General features: G+C 59.1%; 16 protein-coding genes. 7 read left to right on the top strand and 9 right to left on the bottom strand.

From position 1 onward, the window contains the following. Positions 1-219 precede the first annotated feature (219 nt). A complete protein-coding gene (locus AC1DHT_RS06895; protein WP_054594155.1) occupies positions 220-597 on the bottom strand; it encodes a hypothetical protein in 378 nt (125 codons plus the stop codon). 146 nt (positions 598-743) lie between these two features. On the opposite strand from AC1DHT_RS06895, the gene AC1DHT_RS06890 reads away from it, so the two are divergent. Beyond that, positions 744-941, top strand: a complete 198-nt coding sequence (locus AC1DHT_RS06890; RefSeq protein WP_427542264.1) for a heavy-metal-associated domain-containing protein — start codon at positions 744-746, stop codon at positions 939-941. Between the two features lie 94 nt (positions 942-1,035). After that, complete coding sequence (locus AC1DHT_RS06885) at positions 1,036-2,229, top strand: multidrug effflux MFS transporter (RefSeq protein WP_427542261.1); 1,194 nt, start codon at positions 1,036-1,038, stop codon at positions 2,227-2,229. Between the two features lies 1 nt (position 2,230). Here AC1DHT_RS06885 and AC1DHT_RS06880 read toward each other — a convergent pair whose 3' ends face one another. Together AC1DHT_RS06880 and AC1DHT_RS06875 are read right to left on the bottom strand one after the other, a co-directional pair. Further along, positions 2,231-2,401, bottom strand: coding sequence for a hypothetical protein (locus AC1DHT_RS06880; protein WP_177474787.1), 171 nt, complete (start codon positions 2,399-2,401; stop codon positions 2,231-2,233). A 148-nt stretch (positions 2,402-2,549) separates the two neighbouring features. Beyond that, entirely contained in the window at positions 2,550-3,563 is a 1,014-nt protein-coding gene (locus AC1DHT_RS06875) for a zinc-binding alcohol dehydrogenase family protein (protein WP_427542258.1), read from the bottom strand. Between the two features lie 115 nt (positions 3,564-3,678). Here AC1DHT_RS06875 and AC1DHT_RS06870 point away from each other — a divergent pair, with 115 nt between their 5' ends. The 3 genes from AC1DHT_RS06870 to AC1DHT_RS06860 all read left to right on the top strand — a co-directional run bounded on the left by AC1DHT_RS06870 (position 3,679) and on the right by AC1DHT_RS06860 (position 7,177). Then, positions 3,679-4,608 (top strand): LysR family transcriptional regulator, encoded by a 930-nt coding sequence (locus AC1DHT_RS06870; RefSeq protein ID WP_427542255.1) that lies wholly within the window; start codon positions 3,679-3,681, stop codon positions 4,606-4,608. Between the two features lie 317 nt (positions 4,609-4,925). Further along, complete coding sequence (locus AC1DHT_RS06865) at positions 4,926-5,660, top strand: ArsR/SmtB family transcription factor (RefSeq protein WP_427542252.1); 735 nt, start codon at positions 4,926-4,928, stop codon at positions 5,658-5,660. A gap of 134 nt (positions 5,661-5,794) precedes the next feature. Continuing rightward, positions 5,795-7,177, top strand: a complete 1,383-nt coding sequence (locus AC1DHT_RS06860) for an MFS transporter (protein WP_427542249.1) — start codon at positions 5,795-5,797, stop codon at positions 7,175-7,177. A gap of 120 nt (positions 7,178-7,297) precedes the next feature. Here AC1DHT_RS06860 and AC1DHT_RS06855 read toward each other — a convergent pair whose 3' ends face one another. The 6 genes from AC1DHT_RS06855 to AC1DHT_RS06830 all read right to left on the bottom strand — a co-directional run bounded on the left by AC1DHT_RS06855 (position 7,298) and on the right by AC1DHT_RS06830 (position 13,534). After that, positions 7,298-8,251: an adenosine deaminase gene (locus tag AC1DHT_RS06855; RefSeq protein WP_427542246.1), complete on the bottom strand. Its 954-nt coding sequence runs from the start codon at positions 8,249-8,251 to the stop codon at positions 7,298-7,300. Between the two features lie 154 nt (positions 8,252-8,405). Further along, positions 8,406-9,764: an 8-oxoguanine deaminase gene (locus AC1DHT_RS06850; protein ID WP_427542243.1), complete on the bottom strand. Its 1,359-nt coding sequence runs from the start codon at positions 9,762-9,764 to the stop codon at positions 8,406-8,408. A 254-nt stretch (positions 9,765-10,018) separates the two neighbouring features. Continuing rightward, positions 10,019-10,705, bottom strand: a complete 687-nt coding sequence (locus AC1DHT_RS06845; RefSeq protein ID WP_427528729.1) for an SDR family oxidoreductase — start codon at positions 10,703-10,705, stop codon at positions 10,019-10,021. A gap of 555 nt (positions 10,706-11,260) precedes the next feature. Beyond that, positions 11,261-11,842 carry an IMPACT family protein gene (locus tag AC1DHT_RS06840; protein ID WP_427542240.1) on the bottom strand — a complete coding sequence of 194 codons (582 nt, stop codon included), beginning with the start codon at positions 11,840-11,842 and terminating at the stop codon, positions 11,261-11,263. Positions 11,843-11,853: 11 nt separating this feature from the next. Then, the gene (locus AC1DHT_RS06835; protein ID WP_427542237.1) at positions 11,854-12,504 is read right to left on the bottom strand and encodes a TetR/AcrR family transcriptional regulator; all 651 of its coding nucleotides are present in this window, start codon (positions 12,502-12,504) and stop codon (positions 11,854-11,856) included. A 109-nt stretch (positions 12,505-12,613) separates the two neighbouring features. After that, the gene (locus AC1DHT_RS06830) at positions 12,614-13,534 is read right to left on the bottom strand and encodes a LysR family transcriptional regulator (protein ID WP_427542234.1); all 921 of its coding nucleotides are present in this window, start codon (positions 13,532-13,534) and stop codon (positions 12,614-12,616) included. A gap of 124 nt (positions 13,535-13,658) precedes the next feature. On the opposite strand from AC1DHT_RS06830, the gene aptA reads away from it, so the two are divergent. Both aptA and AC1DHT_RS06820 read left to right on the top strand, forming a co-directional pair. Continuing rightward, positions 13,659-15,008 carry an omega-aminotransferase AptA gene (aptA, locus tag AC1DHT_RS06825; protein WP_145022535.1) on the top strand — a complete coding sequence of 450 codons (1,350 nt, stop codon included), beginning with the start codon at positions 13,659-13,661 and terminating at the stop codon, positions 15,006-15,008. Positions 15,009-15,083: 75 nt separating this feature from the next. Beyond that, positions 15,084-16,577, top strand: coding sequence for a CoA-acylating methylmalonate-semialdehyde dehydrogenase (locus AC1DHT_RS06820; protein ID WP_427542230.1), 1,494 nt, complete (start codon positions 15,084-15,086; stop codon positions 16,575-16,577). The last annotated feature ends 243 nt before the right edge of the window (positions 16,578-16,820 follow it).

Below are 16,820 nucleotides of genomic sequence, written 5' to 3'. Positions count from 1 at the left end.
CATGCGGGCAAGGTCAAGCGCCAATCTTGATGGTGTCCTTCAAGAAACCAACGCGGTCCCTGTAGCAGCTGGCGAAGCCTGCGTTCGATCGCGTAGCGGTCGTGAAATCAGACACTGCGGTGTGTCAGGTTGATCGCGGACACAGGATTTGCGACTGCTGCGCCCGAGCGCGGACCGAGCCGAACGCAGGCTTCGCCAGCTGCTACAGGTGGAATGTGCTCAATACCCCAATGCGGCGGGCTTGAGGTACATCCCTTGCTGATTCATGGCAATGCGGAATTTCAACAGGTCACCCGCCCGTAGTGTGATGTTCTGCGAACCCGGGGCCAGCATCCCGGCACTGCAACCTGGCGCCTGGCCGGGCAGCAGTTTGAGCCGTAAGGAGTAGTTGCCCGGCGGCAAATTGAACGAAGTGCTTTGTTCCTGGAACAACCGCGCCGACAACTGATCCTGGATGTACACGCCAATCTCGCACGAGGTCGCGACTTCCAGGCGCTCGCGAGAAATGATCAACACACCATAGTCTTCGGCGCTGGCCGAGGGCGCGGCGGCGAAAAGACTGAGCATGCCGAATAGGCTGAAAGCTGACCAGCGCATGGCTGCATCTCCTGCTTTTGAGTCATTGATGGCGAAGCTTGGCCGAGCGCGGCGACGATTGCCAGCCCGGCAGATCACTGCAGAACTTGACCTTGCCACCGTGGCAAGCTCAAGACTGGTTTCAACCTCATCAAAGGAGCTATCTCATGCAAGTATTCAACGTTCAAGGAATGTCGTGCGGTCACTGTGTTCGGGCCATTACCGAGGCACTGAAAGCCAAGGATCCGGCGGCCAGTGTCCGGGTCGACCTCGCGGCGAAGGAGGTCGGTGTCGAGAGCGCGTTGTCGGCAGAGCAGGTGATCAACCTGATCAGCGAAGAAGGTTACGCGGTCAAGCTGGCGTGAACCTTTTTAATAGTTAGCGACCTATCGGAATGTTCAAGGCGTCCAGGCGCAGTTAGACTGTCGTGCTGCCGACTGACGTAAAACTGGACGCCTGATGAACCTCCGTACCATTCTGATTCTTGGCGCCCTAAGCGCTTTCGGGCCGCTGGCCATCGATTTCTATCTGCCGGCCTTCCCGGCCATGGCAGCAGCTTTCGGCACCGATGAAAAACACGTCCAGTTGACCCTGGCAGCTTATTTCCTGGGCCTGTCGATCGGTCAATTGGCTTACGGCCCGGTGGCCGATCGCTTCGGCAGGCGCATGCCATTGCTGGTGGGCGTCGGTCTGTTCACTCTGGCATCGCTGGTGTGCGCGTTTGCGCCGAGCCTTGAGTGGCTGATCGCGGCCCGTTTCGTTCAGGCGTTGGGCGGCTGCGCCGGGATGGTGATTTCCCGCGCGGTAGTCAGCGACAAGTGCGACGCGGTGGGTTCGGCGAAAGTCTTTTCCCAACTGATGCTGGTGATGGGCCTGGCACCGATTCTTGCGCCAATGCTCGGCGGTCTGCTGGTCAACCTGTATGGCTGGCAGTCGATCTTTATCGCCTTGACGGTGTTCAGCGCATTGTCAGCCCTGGCGGTTGCGCTAGGTCTGCCGGAAAGTTTGCCGGCGAACCAGCCGCGTCAACCGTTGTCGGGTGCTTTGCGTCAGTACGGTCGTCTGCTCACTGACAGGATCTTTCTCGGACATGCCTTGACCGGCGGCATTGCGATTGCCGGGATGTTTGCCTACATCGCCGGTTCGCCTTTCGTCTTCATCAAGCTTTACGGTGTTCCGGCCGAGCACTTCGGCTGGTTGTTCGGCACCAACGCCGCGGGCTTCATTCTGGTGGCGCAGGTCAATGCCCGGTTGCTCTCCAAACGTGGCCCGGCCTTTTTGCTGGCGCGCACCGTATGGATTTATCTGGCGGCAGGCCTGAGCTTGCTGGCGGTGAGTTCACTGCATACCGAGCATTTGTGGCCGTTGCTGATCCCGTTGTTCATCTGCATCGCAAGCCTGGGTTGCATCCTTCCCAATGCATCGGCGTGTGCCATGAGCGGGCAGGGCGCGCGCGCAGGCAGCGCTTCGGCGATGCTCGGTTGCTTGCAGTTCAGTGTTGCTGCAGGTGCGGCGGCGTTGGTCGGGGTGCTGCACGACGGCACCGCGATGCCGATGGCGATGGTCATCAGCCTGTGCGGAATGTTGGTGGTGAGCGTCGCGATGCTCACCCGTCGGCTGCAAGTTGCCCGGGCAGCGCAAGCCGCGACTTGAGTCAGCCGGTTGCTCGTTGCTGACGTTGGGGGAGTTGATGAGGGGCGTGCAAGCGAGCCTCGAGGGTCGAGGTAAAAGCGCGAGCTTCAGCTTCACTGCGGAAGTTCACCGCGTGGTTGTCCAGGCGAACCTGCCACTGGGATTTTGCCAATTCTTTTATCAGGATCTTCATTGCTGACTTCCTCACCTAAAAGACTGCATTGCGGGAAGCTCGATTGTAGACCTGAATCAAATCGGATTTGTGACGCGGATCAAATCCTCGGACTGACGGTGTGCGTCGTTTCTGAAACAGCAAGCCGAACACACCGTCATCTAAAACCCTAGAAGCCTTCGAGGACGATCTTGCCCCTGGATGTGCCGCTTTCCAGCAGTGCATGGGCGCGTCGCAGGTTGGCCGCATTGATCGTGCCGAAGTGTTCGCCGACTGTGGTTTTCAATGTGCCTGCGTCGATCAGCTCGGCCACCCGGTTCAGCAGCTTGTGCTGTTCGAGCATGTCGGCGGTTTCGAACAGCGAGCGGGTGTACATGAATTCCCAGTGCAACGACAGGCTCTTGCGTTTGAGCTTGGTCACGTCGAGTGCCTTCGGATCATCGATCAGCGCAAGCTTGCCTTGAGGCGCGAGGGCTTCGACCAGTTGTTCGAAGTGCTGGTCGGTTTCGGTCAGGCTGGCAACGTGTGTCACCTGAGGGTGGCCGGCGCGCTTGAGCTCTTCGCTCAGCGGTTGGCTGTGATCGATCACCAGGTCTGCGCCCAGTTCGCGTACCCAGCTTTGGGTCTGCGGGCGTGAGGCAGTGCCGATGACGTTCAGTGCGGTGAGCTGGCTGGCCAGTTGAGTCAGGATCGAGCCCACGCCACCCGCAGCACCGACGATCAGCAGGCTTTGGCCTTGAGCGGTTTTGCCTTCGCGCACTTGCAGGCGTTCGAACAACAGCTCCCACGCGGTGATCGCGGTCAGCGGTAGCGCGGCGGCTTCGGCGAAGCTCAGGGACTTGGGCATATGGCCGACAATGCGCTCGTCCACCACATGCAGTTCGCTATTGCCACCTGCGCGCGCGATGGAGCCGGCGTAGTAAACCTTGTCGCCGGCCTTGAACAGTCTGACGTCGCTGCCGACCGCCTTGACCACGCCGGCCACATCCCACCCAAGCACTTTTGCGACACCCTCATCGGGCGCGACATTCTGGCGAACCTTGGTGTCCACCGGATTGACCGAGATGGCTTTGACTTCAACCAGCAAATCCCGTGGGCCTGCAACCGGCTCGGGCAGTTCGATGTCCTGCAGCGATTCTGGATCGTTGATGGGCAGCGAACGGTAGTAGGCAATGGCTTTCATGGCGCAATTCTCATGGGGCATTCGATGGCAGGGATGATTGGTTATTTCTCTTGAAGATAAAACCGGCTAAAAGAACAGTCTCTTTCAATATTTTTTTGATAATGCAGGTGGGTTGATGCTGCGTTTCGATGACTTGCAGTTGTTCGTCCGGGCTGCGGACCTGGGCAGTCTGTCTGCGGCGGCGCGGGTCATGGACCTGTCTGCGGCAGTGGCCAGCGCCGCGCTGAAGCGGATCGAACAGCAATTGGGCGCGCGGTTGTTGGCGCGTTCGACTCGCAGTCTGCGTCTGACCGCAGAGGGCGAGGGCTTTTTGGAGTACGCCCGCGCGGCGCTGAGCAATCTGGATGAAGGACGTCGTTTGCTGGCCAGCGGACAGGATCAGGTCAGCGGCGTATTGCAGCTGTCGGCACCTTCGGACTTCGGTCGCAATTTGCTGCTGCCGTGGCTGGACGAATTCCAGCGCGAGCATCCAAAACTGACGGTACGCCTGCTGTTGGGGGACCGGATTGCCGACCTGTTTCGCCAACCGGTGGACATCGCCCTGCGCTACGGGGAACCGGAAGACTCAAGCCTGGTGGCGCTGCCGATCGCTCCGGACAACCGTCGCGTGCTGTGTGCTGCACCGCACTATCTCGCACGGCATGGCGAACCGCGCCAGCTGGAGCAACTGGCCCAGCACAATTGCCTGTTGTACATGCTGGGTAGCCGGGTTCACGACCACTGGAGTTTTCATGATGGAAAGCGGGAAATGAGCCTGACCGTCAGCGGTGATCGCTTCAGTGATGATGCGGACGTAGTGCGTCTGTGGGCGGTGGCCGGTGCCGGAATTGCCTACAAGTCCTGGCTGGATGTCGCCGGCGATGTGTTGGCCGGGCGCTTGAAAGTGCTGATGCCGGCGTTGCTCTGCGAACGCGCACCGCTGAATTTGCTGTGCGCGCATCGCGCTCAATTAAGTAAGCCGGTGAACCTGCTGAGTGAAATGCTCAAGTCACGATGTGCCCAATTGTCGGCCCAATTGCCAGCAATGATCGGTGCGGGCGAGTAGTCGCAGGCAAATAGGGAAAATTCTGGCAGGAACTATCACCTCCAAAAGCTTCCGGCCGGCAGGAACCGAAGATCATCGCGCATATACTAGCGCCTGCCTGGTGTCGCACCGTTGTCGGCGACGTTGCGATGTCTCGCTCAAAGCGGTTGGACGCTGTGCTGATCGTTGTGGAGCCCGGTCGGGGTTTTCGAAGAGGTTCGTCGCATCCGTTGCTTATACCGCCCGGCTTTTGGCGGTTTTCGCGCCTTGGCCGGCAGCACATTACTGGTCAAGATGTCCCAGAGCAGTAGACAAATGATTCAACAGGGAGTGAATACATGGAACATGCACCTTGCATCAGCCAGATAGCCACGTTGCTGGCAGACCCGAAGCGTAGCGCAATGATGTGGGCCTTGATGGACGGTACTGCACGGCAATCCGAGGAGTTGGCATTGCTGGCAGGCTTGTCGCCGTCATCGGCCAATGCGCACCTGGGGCGTTTGTCCAGCGGTGGACTGTTGAAAGTCGAGGAGCGTGGGCGCAAGCGGTTTTTCCGGCTTGCCGCTCCCGAAATCGGTGCGGCGGTTGAAGCGCTGGCCAGCGCCACACTGGCCAGTTTGCCAGGCAAGGTTCCAGAGTTGCTCAAGTGCACCAGCCCATCGACGAAAGTGCGTACGGCGCCTTCGTCATTGCTTCGGGCCAGGCTCTGTGAAGACCATCTGGGGGGAAGCCTGGCAGCCGATCTGTATCAGCGAATGCTCGATGCCGGCTGGATCGAACAGTTGGACAAGCGTGTCATCGTGACCCACAAAGGTGCCAATCAGCTGGCAACCCACGGCGTGTTCATTCAGGCCCTGGCCCACAGCACTTCCCGAGTAGTCTGCGCCTGCCCTGACTGGAGCGAGCGCCGACCGCATCTGGGCGGCACACTGGGGGCAGCGGTATTGCAGCTGTTCATGCAGTCCGGTTGGTTGAATCTGCCCAGCGACACACGTGTTCTGCAGATCACTGCGGCCGGTCAGCGTGAAATCGATCAGTTCGCCAAAGAGGCCGAGTTGGAAATGGCGCTCTAGCAACCGTTGAAATCGACGTCTGTGGCCAGAGGTTTCAGACGTCGCTCAGAGCTGTGGCCAGGTCGTATCCAGCAATAGTGACCCCAGGCGATCCCGCACACTCGATTCGGGGATTATCGAATGGGGGATACGGCATGGAAACGCAAGGCTATAGCGCGGCAGAACGTCTGGAACGACTGCCCATCAGTGGTTATCACCGGATCATTTTCATCATCATTGCCCTGGCATTTTTCTTCGACTCCATGGACCTGGCAATGATGACGTTCCTCTTGGGCTCGATCAAAGCCGAGTTTGCTCTGAGCACGGCGCAGGCCGGGTTGCTGGCCAGTTCGAGCTTCTTCGGCATGGTGCTTGGCGCGTCTTTGTCCGGGATGCTTGCCGACCGCTTCGGGAGAAAGCCGGTGTTTCAGTGGAGCATCGTGTTGTGGGGCATCGCCAGTTATCTCTGTTCTACGGCGCAAAGCGTCGAGACGCTGACGCTGTTTAGAGTGCTTCTGGGGATCGGCATGGGCATGGAGTTTCCGATTGCCCAATCGATGTTGTCCGAGTTGATCCCGGCCAAACGACGCGGGCGCTACATCGCGTTGATGGATGGCTTCTGGCCGCTGGGTTTTGTCGCGGCGGGCGTGCTGTCTTACTTCCTGTTACCGCTGGTTGGCTGGCGCGACATCTTCCTGGTGCTGGCGGTGCCAGCGGTGTTTGTCCTGGCGATCCGCTTCTTCATTCCCGAGTCACCACGCTGGCTGGAACAGGCCGGGCATCACGCGGTAGCGGACCGGGTTTTGCGGCGCATTGAAGACAAGGTGCGGAGCTCGCTGGGGCGCACCGATCTGCCGGAGCCGATTCGTTTACCCAGAGTCGAGAGTCGTCCGGGGCACTTTCTTTCGGCCTTGAATGAAATCTGGTCACCCTTGTATCGCCAACGCACGATGATGATCTGGAGCGTCTGGTTTTTTGCCTTGCTTGGTTTCTATGGCCTGACTTCATGGCTCAGTGCATTGCTGCAGCAGTCAGGGTTTGCCGTGACTCAGTCGGTGTATTACACCGTATTGATTTCCCTTGGCGGAATTCCCGGTTTTCTCATGGCTGCCTGGCTGGTGGAGCTTTGGGGGCGCAAGCCGGTGTGCATCATCACCTTGCTCGGTGGTGGTGTGATGGCGTTTTTGTATGGGCAGAGCGCGGTGTTTGGCGGCAACGTCAGCCTGTTGATCAGTTCGGGCCTGCTGATGCAGTTCTTCCTGTTCGGCATGTGGGCCGTGCTCTACACCTACACCCCGGAGCTCTATCCCACTTCAGCGCGGGCCACCGGTTCCGGGTTTGCCTCGGCGATTGGCCGGGTCGGCTCGTTGCTCGGGCCATTGGTCACCGGGCTGGTGTTCCCGATAACGGGGCAGGGCGGGGTGTTCGCCCTGGGCGCGATGTGTTTCGCCATTGCTGCGGGCGTGGTCTGGTTGTTCGGAATGGAGACGCAGGGCAAGACGCTGGAGGAGTTGAGCGAGGTCACGCAAGTCGGTTAAACACCGACTCAATGTGGGAGCGAGCCTGCTCGCGATGAGGCCATGACATTCACCATTGAAGGTGACTGTTATACCGCTATCGCGAGCAGGCTCGCTCCCACTTTGGTTTTGCGGTGAAGCTTATGGCTTGATCAGTCTGGCATCCAGGCTGTTCTGCGCCAGGCGCTTGGCCTGATCCTGGGTCATGCCCAAATGGGTATACAGCGCATGGAAGTTTTCGGTGACATAACCGCCGAAGTACGCCGGGTCATCCGAGTTCACCGTAACCTTCACGCCACGCTCAAGCATGTCGAGGATGTTGTGCTGGGACATGTCATCGAACACGCACAGTTTGGTGTTGGACAGCGGGCAAACGGTCAACGGGATTTGCTCGTCGATGATCCGCTGCATCAGGCGCTCGTCTTCGATGGCGCGCACGCCATGGTCGATACGCTGGATTTTCAGCAGGTCAATGGCTTCCCAGATGTACTCCGGCGGGCCTTCTTCACCAGCGTGAGCAACGGTCAGGAAACCTTCATGACGAGCGCGATCGAACACGCGCTGGAACTTGCTCGGCGGGTGGCCCATCTCTGAGCTGTCCAGGCCGACGGCGACAAACGCATCACGGAACGGCAGCGCCTGGTCGAGGGTTTTCTGGGCCTCTTCTTCGCTCAAGTGGCGCAGGAAACTGAGGATCAAACCGCTGGTGATACCCAGTTGCTGTTCACCGTCTTTCAACGCGCTGGCGATGCCGTTAAGCACCACTTCGAACGGCACGCCACGGTCGGTATGGGTTTGCGGATCGAAGAACGGTTCGGTGTGAATCACGTTCTGCGCCTTGCAACGCAACAGGTAGGCCCAGGTCAGGTCGTAGAAATCCTGAGAGGTGCGCAACACATCGGCGCCCTGGTAATACAGGTCCAGGAACTCTTGCAGGTTGTTGAAGGCATAGGCCTTGCGCAGGGTTTCGACGTCGTTCCACGGCAGGGCGATCTTGTTGCGTTCTGCCAGGGCGAACAGCAACTCAGGCTCCAGCGAGCCTTCCAGGTGCAGGTGCAATTCTGCCTTGGGCAGGGCGTTCAGCCAGTCGTACATATTCTTTTCTCATCAGGTACAGATAGTGAGCATTCTACAGATGCCTGTAGAAACAATTAGCAAAACCTGACCGGTCGGTTCATCCAGCCCCCCCATAAGCCTGGGTGACGGCAAGCGTGGGCCAGGGCCAGCCCTTGCCCACGATGGCGTCCGGTCAGATGCCGGCGATCAATTGCCGCGCCGCCTGGCTGTGATCGGCAATCAAGCCTTTCAGGTCCAGCCCTTCGACTTGCCCGTCGATCACTCGCCATTTGCCGCCGATCATCACCCGGTCTGCACGATCCGCGCCACACAACAGCAATGCCGAGATCGGGTCATGGCTGCCAGAGAAGCGCAGCTCATCGAGTTTGAACAACGCGAGATCCGCTTGCTTGCCCACCGCGAGTTCGCCGATGTCGCTGCGACCGAGCAACTTCGCCGACCCCTGAGTGGCCCAGCCCAGCACCAGTTCCGGGGTGATTTTCTCTGCGCCATAACGCAGCCGTTGCAGGTATAGCGCCTGACGGGTTTCGAGGATCATGTTCGAGGCATCGTTGGACGCGGAACCGTCAACGCCAAGGCCCAGCGGTGCGCCGGCAGCCGTCAGTTCCAGGGTTGGGCAGATGCCTGATGCCAGGCGCATGTTCGAACTCGGGCAATGGCAAATGCCCGTACCCGCCGCGCCGAGGCGGGCGATTTCGTCGGGGTTGAAGTGAATGCCGTGCGCCAGCCAGGTGCGTGGGCCGAGCCAGCCGACGCTGTCCAGATAATCCACGGTGCGCAGGCCGAAGCGTTGCAGGCAGAAGTCTTCTTCGTCGAGGGTCTCGGCAAGGTGGGTGTGCAGGCGCACGTCGAGCGTATTCGCCAGTTCGGCGCTGGCCGACATGATTTGCGGCGTGACCGAAAAGGGTGAGCACGGCGCCAGGGCGATCTGGATTTGCGCACCTTCGCCACGTTCGTGGTACTCGGCGATCAGGCGCTGGCTGTCGGCGAGAATCACTTCACCTTGCTGCACGGTTTGCTGGGGCGGCAGGCCTCCATCCTTTTCGCCGAGGCTCATCGAGCCACGGGTCAACATGGCGCGCATACCGAGTTCACGGACGCTTTCGACTTGCACGTCGATGGCGTTTTCCAACCCCTCGGGAAACAGGTAATGGTGGTCGGCGGCAGTGGTGCAACCCGACAACAGCAATTCAGCCAGGGCCACCTTGGTCGCCAGCGCGAGTTTTTCAGGGGTTAGTCGGGCCCAGACCGGGTAGAGGGTTTTCAGCCAGGGGAACAGCGGCTGATTGACCACCGGTGCCCAGGCGCGGGTCAGGGTTTGATAGAAGTGATGGTGGGTGTTGATCAGTCCCGGCAGGATCACATGCTCGCGGGCATCGAATACTTGTCCGCAGGGTGTTGCGGGTTGTTGGCCTTGCTTGAGTACTTCGACGATCAAACCGTCTTGCAGCACCAGGCCACCACGGGCATCGAGGTCGTTGGCCGTGAAGATCGCGAGGGGATTTTTTAACCAGATACGGGTCGCAGGCATTTGCCGGCTCCTCTGAAAATTGGGTTCAGGTTCGCCAGCTCAGTGTTGCCCTGTCTGCTGATCCAGGGTCGCCGCGGGGGGCGAAGTGCAGAGTTTCGAACAAAAGCGCTTTTCGGGCAAGCCTGGTCCGACAGGACGATGAATAACCTGTGGGAGCGAGCCTGCTCGCGAAAGCGGTGTGTCATACACCATTGACGTCGACTGACACGCCGTCATCGCGAGCAGGCTCGCTCCCACAGGGGGATGGGTGGTGTTTACCAGGGAATCGTTTCACCGCGGTAATTCACAAAATGATGCCCACCCTTGCCGGCATAGGCGTTTACCTGATCGACCAGCCCGCGGGTGCTGGTGTCGACATCGATGTCCGCGCCTTCACCGCCCATGTCGGTTTTCACCCAACCCGGATGCAGCGACAGCACGGTCAGTTTCTGTTCGCCCAACTGCGTGACGAAACTGTTGGTCATCGAATTCAGCGCCGCTTTGCTGGCCTTGTACAATGCCAGTTCTGGCGCATCAGGCATCGTCACGCTGCCGAGCACCGAGCTCATGAACGCCAGTACACCGTTGCCTTCGCGGATCTGCCCGACGAAGCGCTGGGCCAGATTGATTGGCGCTACAGCGTTGGTGAAGAACAATTGACCCACCTCGGCCAGTGTCGCGCCGCCTGGTGTCTGCACTTCCGGACCTTTGACGCCGGCGTTGACGAACAACAGGTCGAACACCTGGCCTTTGAGTCGTTGACTAAGGGCGATCACCGCTTGTTGATCGTCCATGTCGAGCTTTTCAATCTGTACCTTGCCCAGTGCCTGCAACGCCTCGGCGTTCTGTGGGTTACGCACCGTGGCGGTGACTTGCCAGCCGTCGGCCAGCAGGGTTTTCACCAGCCCCAGGCCAAGGCCGCGTGAGGCGCCGATGATCAGTGCGGTTTTTACCGTAGACATGAGTGGCTTCCTTGAAAAAAATCATGGGTTCAATGGGCAACGTTGCCCCAGCCGTTGTTGCAGTTCCTGGCGTAACTCACCGATCTCACCAAGCGTAAAGCCCAGACGTTGGACGATCAAATGCAGAAGTTAGATTCGGGGTCAGGCACTACTTCAGGGCGAGCTGCAGGATTGGGTGCAGGTTCGGTTATCTGTTATCTGGTTAAAAAATAATCATGTGGCTGCAGGCTATGCCGGCTATGCGACTGAGCCAGCCATGAACGGGTTATCCACAGGTTGCTCCACAGTATTTGTGCGCAAGCCAGAAACCCGGGCATAAGCACTGTAAGGCTTTCTTCTAATGGTGATATACCGCTCTAACTGTTTGTTTTGCGGTGGAATTGAACCCGTGGATGGCCAATTGAACGAAAAGTGATCAACGCCCGCAAAGCCACGTGGCGGAAGGGTTGCAGCGCTGTGTGCTCAGGTTATCCACAGCCGGGTGCACAGCGGTTGTGGGCAAGTATCGGAAATGTTGGCATGGCGCCAATGCCCCAAAAGATCGCAGCCTGTTTTTCAGCGCTGCAACACAATCCGCCCGCGACTCACATCCGCCAGTTGACGCTGCAAGGTATCAATCTGCGTCTCACCGATGGCCAGTTGCAGTTCCACACCATTGGCGGTGAAGGTTTCTTCCACCACCAACCCGCCCAGCTCGGCCACGCGCAGTTTGACCAGCACCAGTTCGCTGAAGCTGCAGGCACAACGGATCGGCACCCGGCTGATCAGGGCAATCCGCTCGGCGCCTTGCAGGCATTTATTGGCGCTGCCGCCGTAGGCCCGGGCGAGGCCGCCGGTGCCCAGCTGAATGCCGCCGTACCAGCGAATCACCACGACCGCGACCTGATCGCAATCCTGCGCTTCGATCGCCGCGAGTATCGGCCGGCCAGCAGTGCCGCCCGGTTCGCCGTCGTCACTGCTGCGGTACTGATCGGCGAGTTTCCAGGCCCAGCAATTGTGTGAAGCATTCAGGTCGCTGTGCTGCTCGATGAACGCCTGCGCCTCGGCAGCACTGGTGATCGGTGCCGCGAGGGCGATGAAGCGGCTTTTGCGAATTTCTTCGCGGTATTCGCAAAGGCCTGCAAGGGTAAAAGGCATGGCTGAGCGTCTTAAATGGCTGGAGTGAGGCCGCAGCCTTTAAGGATTATGCGGATCAGGTTATCGCCGGCATCTTCCATGTCCTGTTTGGTCAGCTTGGTACGGCCAGTGACGCGGCAGATTTGCGTGGCGAAATCGGCGTAATGCTGGGTGCTACCCCATAACAGGAAGATCAGGTTCACCGGGTCTACGGGGTCCATCTTGCCGGCATCGATCCAGGCCTGAAACACGTCCGCGCGGCCCTTGAACCAGGCGCGGTAATCCTGATTGAAGTACTCGGTCAGGCATTCTCCGCCGCTGATGACTTCCATGGCGAACACCCGCGAGGCTTGTGGCTGGCGGCGGGAGAACTCCATCTTGGCGCGTATGTAGCGGGTCAGCGCTTCGGCGGGGTCATCTTCGGCAGTAAGGGTGTTAAAGGTGCTGTCCCACAACTGGATGATGTTGCTCAACACCCCGATGTACAGTCCGAGCTTGTTGGTGAAGTAGTAATGCAGATTGGCTTTGGGCAGCCCGGCATTTTGCGCGATGGTGTTCATGCTGGTGCCCTTGAAACCGTGACGAGCGAATTCGATTTCGGCGGCTTTGAGGATCGCCTCTTCGTTCTTCTGACGAATGCGGCTGGCAGGCTTACCTGCGTGGGCTGGGACTTCAAAGGTCATGGGCGGTTCCGAGCTGGTCAGTGGGGGCACCGTGCGTTGATAGCGCACCCACCGGAATCCGACAAGCCTTGTCGCTATAAAAGCGTCAACGCTGGGCCTTTCATGCGGATTATCGAGTCGCTGCAAGGCTTTCCAGGAAGCTTTCCAGTACCAAATGCGGGCGCCGCCCCTTGCGTGTCACCGATGCCAGGCTCAGGTCATAAAACCGTGCGCCGGGTTTGAGCGCGCGCAAGCGACCTTGCTGCACCCACAGGTTGGCGTAGTGGTCTGGTAGGTAACCGATGTAGCGCCCGGTCAGAATCAGAAACGCCATGCCCTCGCGGTCCGATGCGCTGGCGGTGCAATTGAGCGCCTGATAATGCGCCTGGATCTCGGCCGGTAAACGGAAGGTCGGGGCGATCGCGTCCTGACTATTCAGGCGTTCATCGTCCAGCTGTTTATCGTCGACGTAAAACAGTGGATGGCCGACCGCGCAGTAAAGCAGCGAACGCTCGCTGTACAGCGGCTGATACTCAAGACCCGACAAGGCGCTGGCCTGCGGTACCACGCCGACATGCAAGCGCCCATCAAGCACGCCTTGTTCGACTTCATTGGGCGCGATCATGCGGATCTGAATCTGCACGTCCGGCCCACGCTCTTTCAACTGCGCCAGTGCGTGGGTGATACGCATGTGGGGCAGGGTGACGAGGTTGTCGGTCAGGCCGATGGTCAATTCACCGCGCAAGTGTTGATGCAGGCCGTTGACCTCGGTGCGAAAACTTTCGAGCGCGCTTAACAGCTGCAACGCCGATTGATAGACCTCGCGGCCCTCTTCGGTCAGCGAGAACCCGGCTCGACCACGCTGACACAGGCGCAGACCCAGTCGTTGTTCAAGATCGCTCATTTGCTGGCTGATGGCCGAGCGTCCAATCCCGAGCACACTTTCTGCCGCGGAGAAGCCGCCGCACTCGACCACGCTGCGAAAGATCCGCAGCAGGCGGATATCAAAGTCACTGACTTGTGCCAGTGGGTCGGGTCGGCGGCTGCTCATAGTTTAGTGATTGCCTGACTGAAGGTTAGAAGAGTTGGATTTCACCGACTTTATCGTCGTGGCAACTTAGCTGCAAGAACGCTGTTAATCCCTACGCCGCTTATTGCCCTGCGAGGTTTTGCTCATGAACGTGCCTGAAAACGCTCCGGTCTCCCTGGCCAGCCAACTCAAGCTCGATGCCCACTGGATGCCGTACACCGCCAACCGCAATTTCCAGCGCGACCCGCGTCTGATCGTTGCCGCTGAAGGCAGCTACTTGATCGACGACAAGGGCCGCAAAGTCTATGACTCGCTGTCGGGTCTGTGGACCTGCGGCGCAGGGCATACCCGCAAGGAAATCCAGGAAGCGGTGGCCAAGCAGTTGGGCACCCTCGATTACTCGCCGGGCTTCCAGTACGGTCACCCGCTATCGTTCCAGCTCGCCGAGAAAATCACCGAGCTGACCCCGGGCAATCTGAATCACGTGTTCTTCACTGACTCCGGTTCCGAGTGCGCCGATACAGCCGTGAAGATGGTCCGCGCTTACTGGCGTCTGAAAGGTCAGTCGACCAAGACCAAAATGATCGGTCGTGCCCGTGGTTACCACGGGGTGAACATCGCCGGCACCAGTCTGGGCGGCGTGAACGGCAACCGTAAGCTGTTTGGTCAGGCGATGATGGACGTCGACCACCTGCCGCACACCCTGCTGGCCAGTAATGCCTATTCCCGTGGCATGCCGAAAGAGGGCGGTATTGCCCTGGCCGAAGAGCTGCTCAAACTGATCGAACTGCACGACGCCTCGAACATCGCGGCAGTGTTCGTCGAGCCTCTGGCCGGTTCTGCAGGTGTACTGGTTCCGCCTCAGGGGTATCTGAAGCGTCTGCGCGAAATCTGTGATCAGCACAACATCCTGCTGGTATTCGACGAAGTCATCACCGGCTTCGGTCGTACCGGTTCGATGTTCGGCGCTGACAGCTTCGGCGTGACTCCGGACCTGATGTGCATTGCCAAGCAGGTTACCAATGGCGCCATCCCGATGGGCGCGGTGATCGCCAGTTCGGAGATCTACCAGACCTTCATGAACCAGGCGACGCCGGAATACGCGGTGGAATTCCCGCACGGTTACACCTATTCGGCGCACCCAGTGGCCTGCGCTGCCGGCCTGGCGGCACTCGACCTGCTGCAAAAGGAAAACCTGGTGCAGAGCGTGGCCGAAGTCGCGCCGCATTTCGAGAATGCGCTGCACGGTCTGAAAGGTTCGAAGAACGTCATCGACATCCGTAACTACGGCCTGGCCGGTGCGATCCAGATCGCTGCGCGCGATGGCGACGCTATCGTGCGTCCATTCGAGGCGGGCATGGCGCTGTGGAAGGCGGGTTTCTATGTGCGCTTCGGCGGCGACACCCTGCAGTTCGGCCCAACCTTCAACAGCAAGCCGCAGGATCTTGATCGTCTGTTCGATGCGGTCGGCGAAGTGCTGAACAAGATCGACTGATTAGCCCTTCCATATAAGAACGAACAACGGACGCGCAGCGATGCGCGTCCGTGGACAATTTTTCAGGAGCCCCGCATGAGCCTCATCCCGCATTTGATCAATGGCGAACTGGTAACCGATAACGCTCGCACTGCTGACGTGTTCAACCCGTCTACCGGTCAGCCAATCCATAAAGTGCCGTTGGCCAGCCGTGAAACCATTCAAAACGCCATCGACTCGGCCAAGGCTGCATTTCCGGCCTGGCGCAACACACCACCGGCCAAACGCGCCCAGGTGATGTTCCGATTCAAGCAATTGCTGGAGCAGAATGAAGCGCGTATCGCTCAACTGATCAGCGAAGAACACGGCAAGACGCTGGAAGACGCCGCGGGTGAATTGAAGCGCGGTATCGAAAACGTCGAGTTCGCCTGTGCGGCACCGGAAATCCTCAAGGGCGAGTACAGCCGTAATGTCGGCCCGAACATCGATGCCTGGTCGGACTTCCAGCCATTGGGCGTAGTGGCCGGTATCACGCCGTTCAACTTCCCGGCGATGGTGCCGCTGTGGATGTATCCGCTGGCGATCGTCTGCGGTAACTGCTTTATCCTCAAACCGTCCGAGCGTGACCCAAGTTCGACGTTGCTGATCGCTCAGCTCTTGCTCGAAGCCGGCCTGCCGAAAGGCGTGTTGAGCGTGGTTCACGGTGACAAGGCTGCGGTCGATGCGTTGATTGAAGCGCCTGAAGTCAAGGCACTGAGCTTCGTCGGTTCGACACCGATTGCCGAATACATCTATGCCGAAGGCACCAAGCGCGGCAAACGCGTCCAGGCATTGGGCGGGGCGAAGAACCACGCAGTATTGATGCCGGATGCGGATCTGGATAACGCAGTCAGCGCACTGATGGGCGCGGCTTACGGTTCTTGTGGCGAGCGCTGCATGGCGATCTCGGTAGCCGTGTGCGTTGGTGATCAAGTCGCGGATGCGCTGGTGGCCAAGCTGGTTCCGCAAATCAAGGCGCTGAAAATCGGTGCCGGCACTTCGTGTGGCCTGGACATGGGGCCACTGGTTTCCGGTCAGGCTCGCGACAAGGTCAGTGGTTATATAGAAGACGGTGTTTCCTCTGGCGCTTCGCTGGTCGTCGATGGTCGTGGTCTGAGCGTTGCCGGTCATGAGGAAGGCTTCTTCCTGGGTGGTTGCCTGTTCGATAACGTCACGCCAGAGATGCGTATCTATAAAGAAGAGATCTTCGGGCCGGTGCTGTGTGTCGTTCGGGTCAATAGCCTGGAAGAGGCTATGCAACTGATCAACGATCACGAGTATGGCAACGGCACCTGCATCTTCACCCGTGATGGTGAGGCGGCGCGGTTGTTCTGCGACGAGATCGAAGTCGGCATGGTTGGGGTCAACGTTCCGCTGCCGGTTCCAGTGGCTTACCACAGCTTTGGCGGCTGGAAGCGTTCACTGTTTGGTGACCTGCATGCGTATGGCCCGGATGGTGTGCGTTTCTATACCCGTCGCAAGGCAATTACTCAGCGCTGGCCACAACGTGCAAGCCATGAAGCCTCGCAGTTCGCATTCCCTAGCTTGTAAGTAGAAGGGCAGAAGGCCGATCCACCTCTATATAGCGGTGGACCGGCCTTCGTGTTTTCGGGGGGTTTTGACTGATATGACAGATTTATGAAAATAGGTGTTGACGGCAGATTCTGGACGTCTATAATTCGCCCCACTTCCGGCGCAGTCGAAACGGAAAACTCCTTGGTAAACAAAGAGTTACGCAGTTTTCGGCAGCGGTTACGCTTCAGTTCATCGAAGTCCGAAGGAGTTGAAAGAGCG

Source organism: Pseudomonas sp. 05N432, assembly GCF_056396945.1.
This window is presented reverse-complemented; position numbering and strand designations above follow the sequence as displayed.